19 protein-coding genes are annotated in these 20113 nt (G+C 56.0%); 10 read left to right on the top strand and 9 right to left on the bottom strand.

Annotated features, from left to right (window positions below; translation table 11 throughout):
• The first annotated feature begins 17 nt into the window (after nt 1-17).
• From KORLAC_RS06885 to KORLAC_RS18650, 7 genes are all read left to right on the top strand, one after another.
• Nucleotides 18-593: a hypothetical protein gene (locus tag KORLAC_RS06885; RefSeq protein WP_068304790.1), complete on the top strand. Its 576-nt coding sequence runs from the start codon at nt 18-20 to the stop codon at nt 591-593.
• Between the two features lie 264 nt (nt 594-857).
• A complete protein-coding gene (locus KORLAC_RS06880) occupies nt 858-4439 on the top strand; it encodes a hydantoinase B/oxoprolinase family protein (protein ID WP_068304786.1) in 3582 nt (1193 codons plus the stop codon).
• A 235-nt stretch (nt 4440-4674) separates the two neighbouring features.
• Nucleotides 4675-5106, top strand: coding sequence for an energy transducer TonB (locus KORLAC_RS06875; RefSeq protein WP_160328609.1), 432 nt, complete (start codon nt 4675-4677; stop codon nt 5104-5106).
• An 82-nt stretch (nt 5107-5188) separates the two neighbouring features.
• A complete protein-coding gene (locus tag KORLAC_RS06870; protein WP_160328608.1) occupies nt 5189-6082 on the top strand; it encodes an energy transducer TonB in 894 nt (297 codons plus the stop codon).
• Between the two features lie 98 nt (nt 6083-6180).
• Nucleotides 6181-7530, top strand: a complete 1350-nt coding sequence (locus KORLAC_RS06865) for a cytochrome P450 (protein WP_068304780.1) — start codon at nt 6181-6183, stop codon at nt 7528-7530.
• Entirely contained in the window at nt 7527-9152 is a 1626-nt protein-coding gene (locus KORLAC_RS06860) for a GMC family oxidoreductase (RefSeq protein WP_068304778.1), read from the top strand. Before KORLAC_RS06865 ends, KORLAC_RS06860 begins: the two co-directional genes overlap by 4 nt.
• Nucleotides 9153-9248: 96 nt before the next feature.
• Nucleotides 9249-9689 carry a universal stress protein gene (locus tag KORLAC_RS18650; protein WP_074519497.1) on the top strand — a complete coding sequence of 147 codons (441 nt, stop codon included), beginning with the start codon at nt 9249-9251 and terminating at the stop codon, nt 9687-9689.
• Here KORLAC_RS18650 and KORLAC_RS06855 read toward each other — a convergent pair.
• A complete protein-coding gene (locus tag KORLAC_RS06855; RefSeq protein WP_139167663.1) occupies nt 9586-11280 on the bottom strand; it encodes a response regulator in 1695 nt (564 codons plus the stop codon). The two genes, KORLAC_RS18650 and KORLAC_RS06855, sit on opposite strands and share 104 nt — an antisense overlap.
• A gap of 376 nt (nt 11281-11656) precedes the next feature.
• On the opposite strand from KORLAC_RS06855, the gene KORLAC_RS06850 reads away from it, so the two are divergent.
• Nucleotides 11657-12058 (top strand): DUF423 domain-containing protein, encoded by a 402-nt coding sequence (locus KORLAC_RS06850; RefSeq protein ID WP_068304774.1) that lies wholly within the window; start codon nt 11657-11659, stop codon nt 12056-12058.
• On the opposite strand, the gene KORLAC_RS06845 is transcribed toward KORLAC_RS06850, so the two are convergent.
• The 3 genes from KORLAC_RS06845 to KORLAC_RS06835 are packed head-to-tail and all read right to left on the bottom strand — an operon-like array spanning nt 12051 to nt 14466.
• Nucleotides 12051-13454 carry a sensor histidine kinase gene (locus KORLAC_RS06845; RefSeq protein ID WP_068304773.1) on the bottom strand — a complete coding sequence of 468 codons (1404 nt, stop codon included), beginning with the start codon at nt 13452-13454 and terminating at the stop codon, nt 12051-12053. The two genes, KORLAC_RS06850 and KORLAC_RS06845, sit on opposite strands and share 8 nt — an antisense overlap.
• A gap of 2 nt (nt 13455-13456) precedes the next feature.
• Nucleotides 13457-14122 carry a response regulator transcription factor gene (locus KORLAC_RS06840; RefSeq protein WP_068304771.1) on the bottom strand — a complete coding sequence of 222 codons (666 nt, stop codon included), beginning with the start codon at nt 14120-14122 and terminating at the stop codon, nt 13457-13459.
• Between the two features lie 14 nt (nt 14123-14136).
• Entirely contained in the window at nt 14137-14466 is a 330-nt protein-coding gene (locus tag KORLAC_RS06835) for a PepSY domain-containing protein (protein ID WP_068304769.1), read from the bottom strand.
• A 123-nt stretch (nt 14467-14589) separates the two neighbouring features.
• Between KORLAC_RS06835 and KORLAC_RS06830 the strand changes: the two genes are divergently transcribed.
• Together KORLAC_RS06830 and KORLAC_RS06825 are read left to right on the top strand one after the other, a co-directional pair.
• Nucleotides 14590-15447: a universal stress protein gene (locus KORLAC_RS06830; protein WP_068304767.1), complete on the top strand. Its 858-nt coding sequence runs from the start codon at nt 14590-14592 to the stop codon at nt 15445-15447.
• Between the two features lie 74 nt (nt 15448-15521).
• Nucleotides 15522-16649, top strand: coding sequence for a glycosyltransferase family 4 protein (locus KORLAC_RS06825; protein ID WP_068304765.1), 1128 nt, complete (start codon nt 15522-15524; stop codon nt 16647-16649).
• On the opposite strand, the gene KORLAC_RS06820 is transcribed toward KORLAC_RS06825, so the two are convergent.
• The 5 genes from KORLAC_RS06820 to KORLAC_RS06800 form a co-directional block, all read right to left on the bottom strand.
• Nucleotides 16639-17643 carry an aminoglycoside phosphotransferase family protein gene (locus tag KORLAC_RS06820; RefSeq protein ID WP_068304763.1) on the bottom strand — a complete coding sequence of 335 codons (1005 nt, stop codon included), beginning with the start codon at nt 17641-17643 and terminating at the stop codon, nt 16639-16641. The genes KORLAC_RS06825 and KORLAC_RS06820 overlap by 11 nt on opposite strands.
• A 148-nt stretch (nt 17644-17791) precedes the next feature.
• Nucleotides 17792-18235 (bottom strand): GNAT family N-acetyltransferase, encoded by a 444-nt coding sequence (locus KORLAC_RS06815; RefSeq protein ID WP_068304761.1) that lies wholly within the window; start codon nt 18233-18235, stop codon nt 17792-17794.
• Nucleotides 18236-18419: 184 nt separating this feature from the next.
• Nucleotides 18420-18827 (bottom strand): hypothetical protein, encoded by a 408-nt coding sequence (locus KORLAC_RS06810; protein ID WP_068304759.1) that lies wholly within the window; start codon nt 18825-18827, stop codon nt 18420-18422.
• Between the two features lie 2 nt (nt 18828-18829).
• On the bottom strand, nt 18830-19207 hold the full coding sequence (locus tag KORLAC_RS06805; RefSeq protein ID WP_068304757.1) for a DUF4345 family protein: 378 nt from the start codon (nt 19205-19207) through the stop codon (nt 18830-18832).
• Between the two features lie 101 nt (nt 19208-19308).
• Complete coding sequence (locus tag KORLAC_RS06800; protein WP_068304755.1) at nt 19309-20064, bottom strand: MmyB family transcriptional regulator; 756 nt, start codon at nt 20062-20064, stop codon at nt 19309-19311.
• Between the last annotated feature and the right edge of the window lie 49 nt (nt 20065-20113).

Genomic DNA, 20113 nt, shown 5'->3' with positions numbered 1-20113 from the left:
TATGGAAAGGTTTCTCCATGAAAAAGCTGATCACCACTGCCTTCGCCGCATGCATGGCGCTGACCTTATCCGCCGCTGCACAAGAGGAAAATTCCCAGCCTTCCCAGCAGGACCAAACGGTTAGATCCATACAATATTTGCTGAAGCGCGCAGAATTGGTGCGCATGCTGTCCGCGCAGCACCTGATCTATATCGACGACAACCGCGACAAAGACGAGTTGCATCTGATGGACGACGCCGCACAGGTTATGGCCTTCAGTCTGGTTTGCCAGGATCCGTCATTCGACCCGGCAACATTGAACAAGATTGCCGCAGAAAGCACGCTGCAAATTGCCCTGAAGGTTGAAGGGTCTCCGATTGAAGAGGCCATCTCGGACGCGATGGGCGAGTTGCAGGGGAAAGACCGCATCACACTGATTGCCGATGTGTCATCAAATGTCTTGATGTTCAAGATCGGCCGTCGGCGCGGCTTGTTTGATGCGCTCCTGACCGATTTTGGTACCGCCCGCTTCTGCAAAGGCATGAGCAGCAACATGCGTGCCCGTTATCAAGGACTGGCCGCACACTTCAAAGAAATGCAGCCGGAAAAGTAGCAACGAACGCAATTGACAATCACTGGTTTTAATTTTACCCTTATTAGGTGAAGGAGTGGAGATGCAGTCCTGACGGTTGCAGCCTTCTGGGTTCCCGACACCCAGGCCCCGACCTTCCCTGGCACCATTTCAGCTCGAGGGGCCGCCCCGGCACCACTCTCTCCCAGAGTGGTGCCATTTTTATTTATATAGCTGCCAACATCGCTCTCGCATTGAACTGGTCTTTCAAGACCAGTATGCATAGGCAAAGCGAGGGACTGATGTATGAACAAATTTGAATTCTGGATTGACCGGGGCGGAACCTTCACAGACGTGGTAGCAAGCCACCCTGATGGTAGCCTTTCAAGCCATAAATATTTGTCCGAAAACCCCGGTCAGTATGACGATGCCGCTGTCCACGCCATGCGCGATATCATGGGCGTGGACACAGATGCACCCTTCCCCGCCTCTGACGTTCGTGCCATCAAGATGGGCACTACGGTTGCGACCAACGCACTCCTTGAGCGTGACGGCGAGCCCACCCTGCTTCTGATCACAAAGGGGTTCAGGGATGCGCTTCTGATCGGCCAACAACACCGGGCGGACCTCTTCGCCCTAAAGCCCGAGCGCCCGGCCCCGCTTTACACAGATGTGGTGGAGGCCGATGAGCGCATGGCCGTCGACGGAAGCGTCATTACACCGTTTGACGAGACATCCTGCAAAGCAGCGCTCCAGCAGGCATATGATAAGGGGCTGCGCAGTGTGGCCATCGCCTTCATTCACGCCTACCGCTTCCCGGACCATGAAATTGCAGCCAGCAAGATCGCGGAAGACATCGGCTTCACCCAGATATCGCTGAGCCACAAGGTCAGCCCACTGATGAAACTGGTATCGCGCGGCGACACCACGGTGGCGGATGCCTACCTGTCCCCCATTCTGAAGCGCTATGTGAATCAGGTTGATCAAGCCACAACCGGTTGCCCGCTTTATTTCATGCAGTCGAACGGCGGCCTCGCAGCAGCACACGCCTTTGAGGGCAAGGATGCAGTGCTTTCAGGCCCCGCAGGCGGCATTGTGGGCGCGGCCAAAACAGCCGAACGAGCAGGTTTCTCCAAACTGATCGGGTTCGACATGGGCGGCACCTCCACGGACGTCAGCCACTATGACGGCGCCTATGAACGCGTGTTCGATACGGTGGTGGCTGGCGTACGTATGACCGTACCGATGATGGATATCCACACCGTCGCAGCCGGTGGCGGCTCTATCTGCAGGTTTGAAGACGGACGCTTCCTTGTGGGCCCGGCCTCGGCGGGCGCTTTCCCCGGCCCGGCCGCCTATGGCCGAGGCGGCCCTATCACCATGACCGACTGTAACGTCATGCTGGGCAAGCTGTCGCCAGACCTGTTCCCAACCGTGTTCGGCGAAGACGGCAAATCACCCCTGGATAAAGCCGCGACTGAGGCAGGTTTCAAGTCCATCAAAAAGCAGATCAAGGCCGAAACAGGCGATAGCTTCAGCGTGCAAGAGATCGCAGAAGGTTTTCTGGCCGTCGGCGTGGAACATATGGCACGCGCCATCAAACGCGTCTCAGTAGAACGCGGCCACGACATCAAGAAATACAGCCTGCTAACATTTGGCGGTGCTGGTGGTCAGCACGCCTGCCTTGTGGCAGATGCGCTGGGGATCGACCATGTGATCGTGCCACCCTTCTCAGGCGTTCTTTCGGCCCTTGGGATGGGACTAGCTGACCAAAGGGTGATCACCGACCAGGCACTTGAAAGCCCGCTTGAGGATCTGGACACCATAAACGCAGCGGCAGACCAGGTTCGCGCCTCGGCGCAAACACGCCTGGAAGAACAGGGCATCAAGGAAAACGACCAGCAGGTAGCAGTCCGCGTCCGTTTGAAATACCAGGGCACCGACACCGCTTTGTCGGTTCCGCTGTCAGGCCTCGCCGAAACCAAAGCCGCCTTTGAAGTGGCGCACAAAACCCAGTTCGGCTTCACGGAACCCGACCAAGCCATCTTTGTAGAAGCTGTTGAAGCGGAGGCCGTGGGCGGCGGGGCGGCAACCGCCTTGAACCTCACAGCAAACAGTGACAACACCAAGCCGAAAGGCAGCTACCGCTTCTTCAGTGAAGGCGAGATGCGTGACGCCGCCGTCTATCACCGCGAGCGCCTGAAGCCTGACCATGAAATCATGGGGCCGGCCGTCATTCTGGAAAACGGCGGCACCACGGTTCTTGAGCCTGGCTGGGCCGCAAGCCTCAAGGCTGATGACACCCTGCTGCTGCACCGTGCGGCAGAGCGCTCAAGGCGCGACATCGATACATCGAAGCCCGACCCGATCATGTTGGAGATTTTCAATAATCTCTTTATGTCGGTGGCCGAAGAAATGGGCGGGGTGCTGGCGAAAACAGCCCATTCGGTGAATGTGAAGGAACGGCTGGATTTCTCCTGCGCTGTCTTTGACAAGGCAGGCAACCTGATCGCCAACGCCCCCCACATGCCGGTGCATCTGGGCAGCATGGGCGAAAGCGTCACCAGCATCATTGAGGCGCGCAAGGGCACCATAAAGCCGGGCGATGTGTTCATGCTGAATGACCCCTTCGCCGGCGGTACGCATTTGCCGGACATCACGGTTATCACCCCGGTATTCTTTGAAGGTGACGCAGAGCCACATTTCTATGTTGCGTCGCGCGGCCACCACGCAGATATCGGTGGCATTTCGCCGGGGTCCATGCCGCCAAATTCGAAAACGATTGACCAGGAAGGCATCCGTTTCAGCAATTTCAAGCTGGTATCAGAAGGCAGCTTCAACACGACGGATCTGAGAGACAGGCTCAGTGAAGGCCCATACCCGTCGCGCAATCTGGATCAGAATGTCGCCGACCTGAAGGCGCAGGTGGCCGCGAACGAACGCGGAGTGGCCCTGGTGCGCAAACTGGCCATCGATTTCGGACGAGATGTGGTGGACGCCTATATGGGCCACGTCCAGGATAACGCCGAGGAAGCCGTTCGCCGGGTGATTGACCGGCTGAAAGACGGCAGCTTCACCTACCCGATGGATTGCGGGGCACAGGTGTGTGTGCGCCTGTCCACTAACCGCAATGCCCGCACGGTAACGGTTGATTTCACGGGCACAAGCCCTGTTCAGGACAACAATTTCAATGCGCCCCTGGCTGTAACCAAAGCGGCGGTCCTCTATGTGTTCCGCACGCTGACAGGCGAAGACATTCCGCTGAATGCCGGTTGCCTGAAGCCAATCAACATGATTGTCCCTGAAGGTTCTATGCTGAACCCCACGCCGCCCGCGGCTGTGGTGGCCGGCAATGTGGAAACCAGCCAGGTGGTTACCAATGCCCTGTTTTTAGCGGCAGGCACCATGGCGGCGGCCCAGGGCACCATGAACAACCTGACCTTTGGCAACAGCCGGCATCAATATTATGAAACCATCGCAGGTGGTACGGGCGCCGGACCCACCTTTGACGGCACGGATGCGATCCAGTCACACATGACCAACAGCCGCCTGACCGACCCGGAAGTGATGGAGTGGCGCTATCCCGTGCGGGTCGAAACCTTTGGCATCCGGGGCGGCAGTGGCGGCGCTGGCGCTCACACGGGCGGCAATGGTGCCGTCCGGACCATCCGGTTTCTTGAAGACATGGAAGTGTCGATCCTGTCCGGCCACCGGTCAGACGGACCGCCCGGACTGAACGGCGGCGCACCAGGCAAGCCCGGGGCAACATTTGTCACCCGTAAGGATGGCAGCGAACAGTCGTTGGCGGCGTCAGATGCGGCGGAAGTTGGCCCCGGCGACTGCGTCACAGTTGAAACACCAGGTGGTGGCGGATACGGTGCTCCATAAGAGCCCAGTCCCCCTGCCTTGCACCATCCGTCAATACGTCCTATGCTGGCATCTATAAACCAAAGTGCCTGCTTGGGGCACATATGGTCACGCACAGGGGGCGTGACAGATAGCAGGAGCAATAAACACAGCAGACGCCGCATCAAAGCGGCGCTTCAGTCTTTTTGGGGAAAGAGACTTGTCACGATAGTGGAGCATGAATTCGGAATCTACTTGGGAGATGAAGGGGAAAACCATGCGAACCACACAAAAAGCTGCCTTGGGGCTAATACTGGCGGTAATTATGGGCGCACCAACACCCGCTGCATTCGCAGACGGGGATGAACATGACGGACAATGGCTGACTTCCAGATGCAAGGGCGCGCGCCTTGCCTTCGCAGTGAAGCAAAAGCAGCTGGAAGGCTTCGTCAAAGTCAAATACGACATTCAACCAAATGGCCGGGTCACGAATATCCGGGTGGTCGAAAGCGACCCGCCTGGCGTGATGGACCGGTCTGTTACCAACGCGGTAAGGGGATGGCGCTACTTCGCCTATTTCAAGGACGGCGTTGAAGCCGGCCGTAAGGATGTAGAGCTGACCTTCACATTTGGCGGCAGCCCCGCCGATAAGGAAGCGACCTGCACCCACGTACCTTGGCCCGAGCAGACGACAGCAGAAGCGAAATAAGCCACTTAACCAGACGCGCCAGCAGCCCACCTTTTTGGTGGGCTGCTTGCATTCTGGCCCTGAAAAACACAATGTTGACAGCATGGCATCAATGTATATGTTATATTGTATCAGTATAAATATGGGGTATTCGGGGATGTTGAAGTCAGTATTTTCACGCGCACTTATTTCTATTGTAGCCATGTCTGTGTCGGCCTCCGCAATGGCCGACGAACCACAAAGGCCTTTGGACCCGATGTGGCAAAATTCTGCTTGCGTTAACCCGATGATGCCAAGGCTGGTGATCAAGAAACGTCTGACGGGCCATACCTCTGCCCTGTTTGACATCACAGACGACGGCAAAGTGAAAAACATCAGGATCACGGACAGCGAGCCAAAAGGCGCGATGGACGGCGCGGTGAAGCGGGCACTGAAGCGTTGGTCCTACTTCCTGTATTTTGAGGATGGCTATGCAGCACCCCGTAAGGATGTACCCATCACCTTCACGTTTGGCGAAGGCGGGGACGCAACCTGCACCCATATACCGCTGCCTGAACTGCCGTCCACCGCCGGCGATCCGGTCGATCCGTATGTCCAACTGAAACAATGCACCATGCTGGTGATGCAGCAGAAAGAGGCGCGCAAGGAAATTTCTGGTTCGGTTACCTTGCGCTACGACATCAGCAAGGATGGCAAAGTGGAAAACATCCAGGTGGTCAAGTCCACACCCGAAGGGGTGTTTGATGATAATGCCCAAAGAGCCCTTGAGCGCTGGAAATACCACGAATTCAAAATCGCGGGCGAGCCCATCGAAAGACCCGATATGCAGGTTGACTTCTTCTTTGGCGCCCTGCCCGACGGTGCTTCTGACAATCGCTGTGGATATGCCCCCTGGGATGCAACAAATGTTATAACCGCAATGGAATTCGAAGAAGAACGGCAGCAAAAACCAGGCGTGAAGGTAGGTCGCCCCAGCCCCTCTCACGGCAAGAATTGACAGTCGCATATAGTGCCCTATAGTCATTTTCTAGACTGTTGAGTTCCGTTTATATGGTTTAAACTGGCACACAACACCCTGGGGAGGGACAAAGGCATATGACTGCAGCTGCGACAGAGCGGCCAGCGGCGCGTCTGGAAGATATTCCAGGCGAACGCGGCCTACCGATAATTGGCCACACATTCGATATTATTCGTGATCCGGTTGCCTTCGGCGCCCGCATGCGCAGGGAATACGGGCCAGTTTACCGGACCAACAGTTTTTTTCGCGACAGCGTGACCTTGATTGGTCCTGAGGCAAACGAATTTGTCCTGATGGACAAAGGCAAGAATTTCTCCAGCGAAAAAGGCTGGTGGCCGTATATTGGCAAGCTGTTCCCGCGTGGCCTGATGCTGCTCGATTTCGCCGAACATCGTGCCCACCGCCACATCATGGCAGCAGCGTTTAAAACTGAACCCATGAAGGGCTATCTGGAACGTCTGAATGACGCCATGCCCGAACGGATCAAGGCCTGGGGCGAGGAAGGCCATTTCGAGTTTTACCCTGCCATCAAGAAACTGTCGCTCGATATGGCAACCACCGTCTTCCTGGGCCTGGAGCCGGGCGACGACAGCACCCGCGTCAACAAGGCGCTGACGGACATGGTCGCGGCCAGCATGGGTGTTGTCCGAGTACCCATCCCCGGCACTAAAATGGCGCGCGGCATCCAGGGGCGCCGGTTCATGATCGACTTCCTAGGGTCCCTCATCCCGGAACGCCGGGGGAGTGATCAGACCGACATCTTCACCCAGCTCTGCAAGGCCCGCGATGATGACGGCAATACCTTCACCGATCAGGAAATCATCGATCATATGATCTTCCTGTGGATGGCCGCCCACGACACCATTACCAGTTCTGTGACCACACTGGTTTATGAGCTGGGGCGCCACACGGAGTGGCAGGACAAGCTGCGAGCGGAGATCACTGCCCTGGGGCTGAACGATGGCCGCCTGCCCTATGAGAAAATGAATGACCTGACGCTGACAGAATATGCCTTCAAGGAAGCCTTGCGCCTGAACCCACCCGTTCCCGCCATGCCACGCGAGACAGTGCGCGAGGTTGAATTTAACGGCCACGTTATTCCCAAGGGCACTATTGTAGGCCTCAGCACCGTGACCACGCACCGCGACCCGGAAACCTGGCCAGAGCCCGGAAAGTTCGACCCCATGCGGTTTTCAGCTGAAGGCGGCGTCAAGGAGCGGCACCGCTATGCCTGGGTGCCATTCGGCGGCGGCGCGCATATGTGCCTGGGATTGCATTTTGCCTATATGCAGGCAAAAGTAATCATGACGCATCTGCTGCCGAACTACGAGCTTATCCTGCCGGAAGGCTACAAAACCCGGTTCCAGATCATGCCACTGATCAAGCCGGTAGACGGCCTGCCAATTACACTGAAAGCGATACAATGAGCCAAAAGACATTTGATTATATTGTTGTTGGGGCGGGTTCCGCCGGGTGCGTAATGGCTGCACGCCTGAGTGAAAACAGCGCAGTGAAAGTGTTGTTGATTGAAGCCGGCAAAAAAGACAGTTCGATGGCCATTCACATGCCAGGCATGATTGCCAAGGTCGTGGCGCCGAATAAGCACAATTGGAATTACTGGACAGAAGCGCAACCGCACCTGAATGGCCGGCGCCTCTTTTGGCCTCGCGGCAAAGTGCTTGGTGGCTCGTCATCCATCAATGGCCTTTTGTATGTACGCGGACACGCCCGCGACTATGACGAATGGGCGCAGATCGGCTGCAAGGGCTGGGCGTGGGATGATGTATTGCCCTACTTCAAGAAAGCTGAAGGCAGCGACCGCGGAGATGACGACCTGCATTCTTCAGAGGGGCCACTTCTCACCACCCAGCATACATCGGATAGTCCGCTCAACGTCGGTTTCCTGAATGCAGCCAGTGAAATGGGCCTGCCCTTTACCGATGATTTCAATGGCCCAAGCCAGGAAGGTGTGGGCTGGTACGACCAGACAATCCGCGACGGCCGTCGCCAGAGTGCTGCCAAAGCTTATCTGAGCACCGCGAAAGACCGCCCTAACCTGACGATCCTGACCGAAGCCCAGGTGCGCCACGTGATGCTGAAGGGCAAGAAGGCTGTGGGCATTGAAGTCAGCCGCAAGGGCAAAGTGGAACAATGGCTCGCCGGACGCGAAGTCATTCTTTGTGGCGGCGCCATCAACAGCCCGCAACTGCTGCAGCTTTCCGGCATCGGCGACCCTGAAGACATCCAGGCGGTCGGTTTGCCCGTCATGCATGAACTGAAGGGCGTCGGCAAGAATATGCAGGACCATCTGGACCTCACTGTATATGCCCACCTCAAGGACCCGATCTCTTACCTTCGCTACAAAGCGCCTCACCGGGGCATTGCAGAGATGCTGAAATGGTTCATGGGCAAACCGGGCGTGCTATCTGACTGCGTCACGCCTGTTGGTGCTTTCCTCAAGACAGATCCAGCGCTTGAGCGGCCGGACATCCAGTTCCACATCATGCTGGCCATGGCAGACGAACCGCATGGCTTTGCAGACCCACACGAGCACGGCTTCGGCATCCATATTTGCCAGTTGCGCCCCCACAGCCGCGGCACCATATCGCTTGCATCCAGCAACCCGCTCGAGCCTGCAAAAATTGATCCCAACTATCTGGCTGAAGCCGAGGACCTGCGGGTGATGCGGGAAGGTATCAAGGTCGTGCGCCGCCTGATGCGCCAGCCTGCTCTCGCCGACATGATCGACCGCGAGAAAAGCCCGTGGGACGGGATTGACCTGGATGACGATGCAGCTACGGATGACGTCATTCGCGGCAAGGCAGAGACAATCTATCACCCTGTTGGCACCTGCGCCATGGGCCCCGCCGACAACGTCATGAGCGTGGTTGACCCGGAGTTGAAGGTGATAGGCCTTGAAGGCCTGCGTGTTGTGGACGCATCCGTGATGCCGCGCCTGATAGGCGGGAACACCAATGCACCTACCATCATGATCGCAGAAAAATGCGCGGACATGATCAAGAGCAATCACGCCATGGAACCGGCTTAAATCACCGACTTCATTTGATATCCGTCAAGGCTCCTGTCAAAATAGGGCCTATAGTTGTTTCGAGTTCGGAAAAATCATTTCGAAAAGGGAACGAAAATGAAGAAACACAAGCTTTACCTGGTAGCGGTTGACGGCAGCGAGTGGGGCAACAGAGCGGCCGACCACGCAATACAGACGGCCAAGCTGACCGGCGCCAAGGTCCAGTTGGTTACCGTGGTCCCCTGGTCAGGCTATCAGCCGCTGACAGTGGAGGAGATCGTCAATCGTCCGATTGAGAAAGAACATGAAGAGCAGCGGGCGCGTGAGGAAATTCTCGACCCCGTCCTGGCCAGGCACAAGGATTCTGGCGTGGAAATCAGCAGTGAACTCCACTGGGGCCACCCTGTGGAAGTCATCCGCAAACAGGCCAAGGAAGAAAAGGCCGGCCAGGTATTTATTGGTCGGCGCGGTCGGTCCCGCGTGGCCGATTTAATCCTGGGAAGCGTAGCCAACTCATTGGCCCATTCGCTGGGCGTGCCAATTGTTTTGGTGCCCTAAATTCTGCCCATGATCGGCTGGCTTTGCGCGAAGCGATTGCACGGGCGATCGCTTCCTCAAGCTTACCTGGTTCAACCGGCTTGCTTTGATAGCCGTCCATTCCAGCATTCAGGAACACCTCACGGTCCCCTTTCAGCGCGTGTGCTGTAAGCGCCAGAATTGGTGTCTTTCCGACAGGGCCAAGCAGCGACCTTATCAGGGATGTTGCCTCCAGCCCATCCATCACCGGCATGGCAATATCCATCAGGATAATATCGAATGGCGCTTTGACCTGCACAGCATTTACCGCCTCCTGCCCGTTGGAAACGACGGTCACCTGGTGTCCTTCGCGTTCTAGCTGGGTCCGGAACAACTCCTGATTAACCGGATTGTCTTCAGCCAGCAGAATGCGCCACTTCCGATATCCATGCCTGACGCCAACCTTGGCACCTTGGCCTTTAACCACAACCGCATCCAAAGCCTCGTGGACCGGAACAATCAGCGAGAATGTTGTGCCTTTTTCCAAGGCACTTTCGACCTTCACACTACCACCCAGCAATTCAAGAAGTTCCCGACACAGGAACAACCCAAGGCCTGTACGATTATAGAAACGACCATTATCGACAGTAGGCTTGCTGGGCTCAAACAAAGTACCGATCCGGTTATCCGGAATGCCCACACCGGTGTCTGATACTTGCAGCAACAATTCTGGCTGTTGCTCGCCTTGCCGGAACGCCACTTTCAGGCTGACGCCCCCCTTATGGGTAAACTTGAAGGCGTTATTGAGAAGCACAGCCAAAACCTGCTGCAGCTTTTGGTGGTCCACCATGACATGCTTGGGCACATCTGAAGCAACCTCGAGTATGGCCGGAAGCCCTTTCTGCGACCCTGTGGTCTCGAACATGCCCATGACATCCTGCAGCAGCAGCGGCAGGTCCGTGACCTCTTCCTCTAGCTGCACGCGACCGGCCTCCAGGTAGGACAAGTCGGTTAACTCGTTTACGAACGTCTGTAGCGACTGACCTGCACGAACCAGAAGATCGATATATTTCCGTTGTTCGGTTGTCAGCTTGGTGTCGCGCAAAAGCTCGGCAACCCCGAGCACGCCATTCACTGGCGTGCGTATCTGGTGTCCAACCATGGCAAGAAAGTTCAACCTTTCAGCTTCGGCCCTTTTCACCAGCTCTTCTTCTTCACTGGTCGCAGTGCCGCCTTGCGCGGCAAAGCCAGCACGCAGCGCAGGCAGATTTGTCTTGATCTGCAACAGGCAAAGCTGGTCCACAACTTCCTCGCGGACAGGCCTGAGAGAGTGAACATAATGCCGTGCTTCAAGGGGTTGAATTGTGATGTCGACTGGTTGAGAAGAAAGCGTCAAATCGCCGTCTGCTTGGGGAATGCTGGTGGCGATACCCATATTGATGGCATTGCGCACTTTTTCAATCAACGTAGGCGTGAAAATGGAGGGCAATAATTTATCGGCTTGCTGGTAGCAGGCAGTTTCACTGTCAATGCCCGTGGCTTGTACCATCCATCTGTTCCACAGCCGAATTTCAAGCTTCGGACCAATGACCACGAAACCAACATTCGCTACATTCACAATTTCCTGCAGCACGTATTTCTCCTCGACATCAACGGACGCCACACCAAGTCATGCGGCTTTCCACACTCTTTCCACCTCCCCATTTAAATTATTATATGCGGCCTTTGTTGCCACTTTCGGGCAACCATTGACCAGGTCGCCGCCGTTTCTTCTTTATTACTTCAGATTCCACTGAAGCTACTGTTCACCAATTTATTGGCCCAGCGTAATATTATATTTTACGCAATAGCCGACAGAAAGACAACCATTAGTATTTAAATTATTCTATTATAAATAGTATTAAAATTAAGTTTACTCCACCACTGGGCGCGCCCTTGCTCGTGCAGAAAATTAGTGCTTTAAATTCAGCCTGTTACCAAAAAACAGCGTAAAATCACTGGATTCAGGAATGATCAGCACTCGCAGAACTTTAGTTGCAGCCGGCCTCAATGGCGCCGTTGCCACAGGCCTTGCTGCAGTGGGGGCGCATGCGCTGCCCGCCTCAACACCTGAGGCCGAAAAAGCCATGTTCGCAATGGCGACACAGTTTCACCTGTTTCATGCCCTCGCCCTTCTTGGGCTCGCGGCACTTTCCGCTTCTTCGGGAAATCTACCGCGTATTCATATTCCCGTATGGCTATTCCAAATCGGCATCCTGGCATTTTCAGGAAGCCTTTATGTACGCATTTTATTGGGCCCCGGCAGCCTTGGCGTATTCCATTGGATCACGCCACTTGGCGGGCTTGCGCTGATTGCCGGCTGGCTTTCGCTTCTGGCCCTCAGACCTGGCGACAAGACACAGGTTACTTAGCTGGAAGTTTCAGGATAACCGCCAGACCGCCAAGCGATGCCTTTTCAAGGGCCGCGCTGCCGCCATAAAGCTCGACAATATCCCGTACAATGGCAAGACCAAGACCCGTTCCCGGCACGTGCTCATCCAGCCGCTGGCCGCGTTCGAACAACGCTTCCATTTCAGCTTCATCAACGCCGGGGCCATCGTCTTCGACACGAAACAGCATATAGGGCCGCCGTTGATCTGTGGGTAATTTGTGCGCCGACACAGTGATGTGGCTGGTTGCCCACTTGCCAGCGTTATCGACAATATTGCCGACAACCTCGTCGAAATCCTCTTTCTCGCCGTCAAACTTGAGGTTCGCTTCGATGGCGACATCCACCCTCAGGCCTTTATCCTGATTCAATCGTTCGATCGCACGCGCAATTTTTTCGGCCCGTTCCTGAACCGGCAGGCCCTGCCCGCTACCGCCGCCTGCAATACGCGCCCGCTTCAGGTGGTGATCGATATGCTCACGGATGCTGCGCACCTGCACAGCGATAGCCTGTGCCTTGTCTGACGGGTCGTCATCAACTTCATTTTTGATCACGCTAAGCGGGGTCTTCAGCGCATGAGCAAGGTTGCCCACATGTGTCCGCGCCCGCGACACCAGTTTCTCATTCTGGTCGATCAGCGCATTGACTTCCTGCGCCAGAGGCTTGAGGTCTTCCGGCCAGTCGCCCTCGATCCGAGAGGTCGCGCCCCCGCGCACATCAACAAGCTTGCGCCTCAGGTTACGAAGCGGCCTGAGGCCATAGGCGACCTGCAACACCAGCGCGAGAGAGACTGTCAGCATGATCAGCCCCAGCGCGCTCATCAGCAACCAATTGAAGCGTTGGATGGCTTCGCGCACCTCGGCAGTATCCGTTGCCACCTGGTATCGGAAAATCCGGTCTGCTTCGGGCAGAATAATGTCGCGTTCCGCGATCCTCAGCGTCTGGCCGTCTGGTCCTTCGCCTTCATAACGCTTCAGGGAAAAGGTGCGCACATCCAGGTCGGGCTGCAGTTCATAATCCCACAGCGAGCGGGAGCGGAAAGGTGCTTCACCCGCTTCAGAGATTTGCCAGTACCAGCCTGAATAGGGTGCAGCAAAACGTTGGTCGAGAAGTGGTTGATTGAAACGCAACACGCCTTCCGGCGAAATTTCGCTGATACCCACCATCGTATCGATCAGCAGTTCAAGCTTTTCGTCAACGTCAGACAGCACATAACTTCTGAAGGCATATGAAAGCAGCATGCCGCCAATCACGAGCGCCGCACCAGACCACAAGAGGGCCGACAGGAGAAGTCGCCCCGTAAGCGTACGCAGGAAATGGCGCACACGCCCATGGACGGCCCGTTCTTCCTTTTCCTGAGCTGCGCCCGGTTCGTTCACACCTATTCCTCAACCCATTCCAGACGATAGCCAAGACCGCGCACGGTATGGATAAGGGGGACGTCCAGCTTTTTCCTGACCCGGTTCACAAACACTTCAATGGTGTTCGAATCCCGGTCGAAATCCTGGTCGTAGATATGTTCGGTCAGTTCGGTGCGAGACACCACCTTGCCTTCATGATGCATCAGGTAGCTCAGGAGCTTGAATTCCTGTGCCGTGAGCTTGACCGCACTGCCTGAGACCGATACCCGACCGTTACGCGTATCCAGAATTACTGGTCCGCATTCCAGCTGCGGGCTGGTTTGCCCTGCCGAACGACGAATCAGCGCCCGCAGGCGGGCAAGCAATTCTTCCATGATAAAGGGTTTGGTCAGATAGTCATCAGCCCCAGCATCCAGGCCTTCCACCTTTTCGGTCCAGCCATCGCGGGCTGTCAAAATCAGGACTGGCATAGCCTTGCCCGCCGCGCGCCACTTCTTCAAGATGCTGGTGCCGTCCATAATCGGCAGGCCCAGGTCAAGAATCACCGCATCGTAGGGTTCCGTATCACCCAGGAAATGGCCATCTTCACCGTCTGCAGCGTGGTCAACCGAATAACCGGTATCGATCAGGCTGGACTTCATCTGGTCCGCAAGCGCCTGATCGTCTTCCACCACAAGAATTCGCATTTTTTTCTCCCCGCTTATCGTGTTGCGACTATTTCACCGGTTCGCGCATCGACAATTGCCACCATGACCTTGCCGTCCTTGCGCCGGATTCTAAGATCATATTGCCAGCCTCGATTCGTACGCCTGAGCTTCTGCCCAACCACAACCCCCTGCAGTTTGGCCTCGGCAATACGCTTGATTTTAGCATAGGTCATCAGTTCGCCGCGTTTGATGGCCTGCAGGACATCATCATGTTCGTCGGCCGCTGATACACTGAAAACGCCCGTTCCAGAGGGGAAGGGAAGCGTCAGTTGCACGGCTGACACGGCACCAAAAAAGAGCAGAATACAAATTACACGTTTCATAGAGTATACTTTTAAAATCACAGCGGTGAACGCATGATGAACCAGCTTTGACTAGCATCAAAGACAGAAATGAAACTTCAGGCCAAGCATAGAGTTTGAAAAATGCGAACGGAGGCAACCCCGATGAAGTCAATCCTGCTCCCCCTTACTGCTCACATTCAAGCTGCACCCCTTACCAAGGTTGCCAGCAACCTTGCCCTGCAGTTTCGGTCCAGCCTGACCGGGCTCTTCATCCGGCCCGACCCCCGCTCAGCTATCCCCTTCATGGGTGAAGGCCTCACTGCGGATATGATCCAGACCCTATGTGACAATGCAGAAAAGCAAGGCAAACAAGAGGCCGACAAAGCCGAGAGCGAATTCCGCGCAACAATTGACAAGCAGGGGCTGAAGTGGTTGGCAGAAGGCGACGCCAGCGACAGCGCCAAGGCCAGCTGGACAGTTCTTACCGGTGAAGTTAGTGACCATGTGGGGCGCCGCGCCCGTACGGCCGATATCGCAGTGTGCCTGCAACCGGACAGCGACAGTCCCGACAGCGAAGACATCTTCCACGACCTGATCTTCCGCTCGGGCAGATCTGTTCTTATGGTGCCGGGGTCTTTTGATGGCACCGTCGGCAAACACCTGATGATTGCCTGGAACGGCCGTGCCGAAGGGGCTCGCGCGGTGGCCGGGGCCCTGCCCATGCTCAGAGATGCCCAGAAAGTGACAATCGTTCAGGTTGGTGACATCGGCGAAGACCGCCCTTGTGCAGGTGCCATTGCCCACTATCTGGCCGAACATGCCGTCAAAGCAGAAACCAAACATGCAGACGCCGGCAGTGCATCGGTCGGTGAATGCCTTCTGGAAACTGCAGATACAATCGGTGCTGATACAATTGTGTTGGGGGCTTACTCCCATTCCAGGTGGCGCGAAATGGTGCTTGGCGGTGTAACCAAACATATAACCGCGAAAAGCCAACTGCCCGTATTCATGAGCCATTAGAAAAGGGTTGTATTGCCTTGACGCACGCCCTCGGCAGCAGTACCCCTGAAGAGGTCGCGCGCAGGAGCCTTGGATTGATTAACCCTTTTCGAATCCTACATGTTTTCCCGTCCTTCGAGGTTGGCGGGGCGCAGCGCCGCGTTGTCAGTCAGATCAACGCGAAGACAGGAAATTTCACGCATTCCGTGTTCGCGATGGACGGATGTTACGACGCCCTGTCGCTCATAAAGGATATCGGGCCCATCCCGGAGATGCCCCCTGCCGTCAAGAAGGCAAACATGGCCAGTTCCGTCAGAACCTGCCGCCGCCTATTGGCAGACTATGACCCGGACCTTCTCGTGACCTATAACTGGGGCTCGGTAGAATGGGCTTTGGCCAATCGCTTTGTCAGAATTTGCCCCAGCATCCACATTCAGGACGGCTTCGGGAAAGAAGAACAAAGCAAAGAATTGCCGCGCCGGCGCGTGATCCGGTCATTCGCCTATCGGGGCTGCGACGCTGTAATCGTCCCCTCGCATGCCCTTGAAACCGTTGCCCTTGAGAACTGGCACATCAAGCACGACAGGCTTCATTATGTGCCCAATGGCATTGATATTGACCGCTTTATCTGCCCGCCCGATCCGGTCCTGATGAAAAAGTTCGGGCTCACGCATGATGACCGCATTATCGGCACCGTCGCCGGACTGAGGCCCGAGAAAAATCTGACAAGGCTGATCGATACCTTCAGTAAAATTGCTGGCCTGTATCAGGGGGCTAAGCTGGTCATTGTTGGCAGTGGTAGCGAAGGCCCAGCCCTGAAGGCGCACGCGGAAAAGCTGGGCGTAGCTAACCGCGTGGTCTTCACCGGGGCGCTGGAAAATCCTGAAGCCATTATCCCGACATTTGAAATTTTCGCCCTGTCCTCTGACACGGAGCAAATGCCCCTGTCGGTGATTGAAGCAATGGCTTGCGGCCTCCCCATCGTGAGTACCGATGTTGGTGATATCAGGCAGATGGTTTGCGAAGAAAACCAGCGTTTCATTCAGGGCCGCGACAGCCGGGGCCTGGCGCAGTCGCTATCGGCTATGCTCGAGCGTCGCGATACCGGCCTCCGGATCGGCGCTGCAAACCAGCAGAAAGCCAAACAGGAATTTTCGGTAAAAGCCATGGTGGACCAGTATGAAGCTCTGTTCTGGGAAGCCGTCCGTGACTTTAAAATCTAGCCTGCTGGTAGCCTGGCACCATCGCCTCAATACTCTCCCGCACGCCTGAAAGCTCCGCCTCTTCCAGCGCCTTCGATAGCAGCCTGAGAACCCGCGGGATATGCCCCAGATAAATGGGTTTGCCGTCCCGTTTGCTGAGGCGGACAAAAATCCCTGCAACCTTGGCGTGGCGCTGGGCGCCAAGAAGTGCCATATCGAGTTCAAGCGCCTTAACCTCCGCCGCAGACATGTCTTTTGTATAGTGCACCATCACCGCAGACCGCAGCTCATCCGACACGTCGCGTCGAGCGTCCTCCACCAGGGACACCAGGTCATAGGCCGGCGCACCCAGAAGCGCATCCTGATAATCCAACAGCCCGCAGTGGCTGATATCTTCAAGGCCGCCTGTGATCATCAGGTTATCCACATGATAGTCACGCAGCACCAAGGCATTTCGGGCTTCAGATACCCCTGCCAATGCATCCTGCCAGGCGGCCATATAGCCCCGCTTCTCGGCATCCGTTGGCGCACTACCGCGAAAAGCAGGGACAAACCAATCGACAAACAATTCTGCTTCCCGCAGGAGCGCCGTCATATCATAAGGTGGCAGGTCAATATCAACTGCACGCGGGTGGTCATGCAGGGCCTTAAGCACCTTTGTCGCCAGCAGGTAAAGGGGTTCGGCATCATGGCCGGCATTCAAAAGTCGGGTGAAAGTGGCGTCGCCCATATCTTCGATCAGGGCGAAGCCTGCGTCCAGGTCATGCCCCAGCGTGTCTGCCACCCGCAGGCCCAGGTCGCGCAGGTGGGCCGTGATATCCAGATACGCCTTGAGGTTTTCATGTGCAGGCGGCGCATCCATCAACATACAGCCGCCAGTTTCGCGGCGCAGGCGCGCATAGCTCCGGAACGAAGCATCGGGGGTTAGTGGCTCAACTTCGGCGTCCTGCCAGCCCTGATTTTTCAGGAAGACATCCCGCGCCCCCTGACGTTCCGGTGTGATAGAATGTGCCATTCGGCCCCCTGCTCGCTCCCAAACATGCCTGCCCTTTCTGACGAAGGCCAAGCTTGATTTGGTCATACAACAGGGAACATCATTTGCGCAAACGGTCTGTTCATCGATATATCCGGCGGCAGGATATCCTGCCGCCGGACTTCTGTGGTTATGCTGGCCTATAGACCAGCTTCAAAACCATGTCGCCAGTCATCTCGAACGGATATTCGCTGACCTCTTTAAATCCATACCGACGATAGAAACCGCGCCCGATATGATTTTCCTTGAACACGTCAAGCTTGAGGGAGCCATATAAGCCAGCTGCGTGGTCCATCAGGGCACGCCCGTAGCCAAACCCTATATGGTCGGGATCCAGAAAAATGGCCCCAACTTCCACATCAGCTGGATCGCTTGAAATCAGTGAGATAAACCCGATGAGCGCGCCTTCATGTTCATATACCCAGGTTTCTGTGTTGGGCAGATAAACATCCCGCACCATGGCCCGAACGGTTTTGAGCGTCTCTTCTGTTAGAAAAGGATGAGCCAACTTATTGGCTTTGTACCAGACATCGATAACTGCATCGGTATCTTGCGTACGAAATTTTTTGATCATTGCTTTTATATCCCTGGCCGACCCGACATTGCGGGCACCGGCCTAACGTTTAATTATGAGATGGATACCCGAAAGGCCTGCACGAAATGACTTCGCACAATATCGTAGCGTTTCGGTTCAGGTGGCGGTGACACATCACCGCCCATAATCAACGGGACATAAAAGTCTCTAAAGTTAGTGATGCTTATCTTGTGACAGAAGGCGGTGCTTTACGCAAGCCTGACCGTCGTTCACCAAGCATCCAGGCCAGCCCAAGAAATGCGACCGCAATCGCGTCAACAAGGCAGGCCTTCAATATTGCGTCAGACTGAAAATCAGCGATGGCATACAGCAAAATAAAGCTAATCATGCTGAACAGCCCCGCCGCCATGGCCACTTTCCTGTAGATCGGCAGGAAAGCCGCCACAACCAGTAACCCACCAACAACACCAAACAACAAAGCCCGATGCTGCATCAGGAACAGCAGATCGGGCGAAGAAATGGAGACGCCGTAAAGCGTCTCCAGGTATTTCTGGCCAGCCGCGCCGGGAATGGGAGCCAGATTGACGAGGCCAACCAGAAAATACAGGGCTGTCGTGACACGTTTCTTCATGGTCATGCCGCTGTCAGGGCTGACATATCGATGATGCTATAGAGCAAGCCAACACCCAGGATTTCTGTTCCCAGGAACACAACCGGGATGATACCGGGGCGTTCAATCACCATGCTGACAATGCGCCCAAGCGCCATACCCGCCAGCATTACCATCACGGTCAACAGCACCCCGGGGGCAGCTGCGCCCAGCCAGGGGGCCTCAAACATCACCACTGCAACCGCCAGGCACATGCCGCCGTAGACGGCACGGATTTCATTGCGACCATCGGCTGTTTCAACCGGTACGCCAAAGAGCGCATATAACTTCTTGGGTGCGACAATCCCGTAGATGCCAATCGCAGCCCACACAAGGGCAACAAGAACAAGCTGAATGGACATGATTTCCTCCATCAAAGGTTTTGGTCATGTCCATAGGGTGCCGTGCGCGCCGCGTGGTCTCAATTACGCGGCAGGTAATAAAATCGAAAAAAGTTGAATTTTCAGGCCACGGCCTCGCGCACCAGGCTTTCCATTATCGCGGCGCTGACAGCATCGGCAGGATAGAAAGTCTCCAGCCGGATCTCACCAATCTGGGCATCGCGCGCCGTGCCCACTGTCACCAGTGTGGTCTCGAACCGGGCTTCCACGTCGCCGCGCTTCAGCACCAATGGCAGGTGGGCTGTCGGGCCTTCATCCACGTGATCCAGCACCCGGTGGGGCGCAATACCGCCCGTGGCATCGAACTTCAGCTGTGTCTGCATATAGGTCATGATTTCCTGGATATTCGCGATGGACGTATTCAGGAAACGCGGGTCCATGATCATCTCCACCACCGACAGGCCCTTGAGGGTCACCAGATCAGGCCCCGGCGAGAAATGATTGACCATACGGCGTGCAGCATCGTTGGAAGCCACGATGGTCCAGTCTTCCCGCAGGATGACACTTGGGTTCGGCATCTGCCATTCAAGCATCCGTTCCGCGGCTTCCATCATGCGCCGGGCGGCGGGGTTTGTCTCTGCGTCATGTTTGACAGGGGCGAAACCGGCGGCGATCAACAGCGCGTTATGCTCCATCTGACCAAGGCCCATGGTGGCCACCAGCTGGTCAATGAGCTCCCGGCTCGCGCCGGTGCGGCCAGTTTCAACAAAGCTGAGGTGGCGCTGCGAAATATCCGCCTCGCACGCCAGGTCAAGCTGGCTCATGCCCGCCTGCTTGCGGAAATCCTTGATGAGTGCGCCAACTGAAGGCTTGTCCATGAATGTGCTCCCCTAAACCTGATGCAGCCATTTAAGCACAGCTTTTTGG

The sequence above is a fragment of the Kordiimonas lacus genome (assembly GCF_001550055.1).
GTDB classification, from domain to species: Bacteria; Pseudomonadota; Alphaproteobacteria; order Sphingomonadales; family Kordiimonadaceae; genus Kordiimonas; species Kordiimonas lacus.
The sequence above is the reverse complement of the archived record's forward strand: the minus strand, read 5'-3'. Positions and strand labels throughout refer to the sequence as shown.